The organism is Cysteiniphilum halobium (assembly GCF_003574425.1).
Taxonomy (GTDB): Bacteria; Pseudomonadota; Gammaproteobacteria; order Francisellales; family Francisellaceae; genus Caedibacter; species Caedibacter halobius.
Window position 1 is genome coordinate 1 of sequence record NZ_QLIU01000111.1, and the last position, 500, is coordinate 500.

A 500-nucleotide genomic window follows, 5' to 3' on the forward strand; every position below is an offset into this window, starting at 1 on the left:
CGATGTACAATAATTCCCATAACCTTACATTTTCTCTTTACCTCCTTATTTTATTCTTTTTGAAACTCTTTTTACTTTTTTGTTCTTTCTTTTTTTAGCCACCTTTTTTTTTTCTTCTTCTCTTTTTTCTCTTCCTCCCTTTTCCCTTTTTCTTTATTTTCTCTCCTTTTTTTTTCTTTTCTTTTTCTCTCACTCCCTTTATTTTACTATCCCCTTCTTTTTTTTCTTCCCTCTCTCTTTTCTCTCCTCTTTTTTTCCTCTTTTTTTTTCTCTCCTCTTCTCTCCTTTCTTCTCCTTTCCTCCTTTCTCTTTTTCTCTTTCCTCTTCTTTTTTTTTTTTTCCTTCTTTCTTCTTTTCTTTCTTTTTTCCCTTTTTTTTCTTCCTTTCTTTTTTTTCCCCTTCTTTTCTTTTTTTTTTTTCTTTTTTCTTTCTCTTTTCTTCTTCTTTTTATTTTTTTTTTTTTTCTTTTTCTCTTCTCTTTTTTTTTCTTTCTTTTCCTT

The 500-nt window shown here is 27.8% G+C and carries 1 protein-coding gene; it reads right to left on the bottom strand.

All coding sequences use genetic code 11. The features are described from left to right. Positions 1–94 precede the first annotated feature (94 nt). Positions 95–500: hypothetical protein (locus DNK85_RS12670; protein ID WP_208123181.1), on the bottom strand; the 406-nt coding region annotated here is incomplete at its 5' end.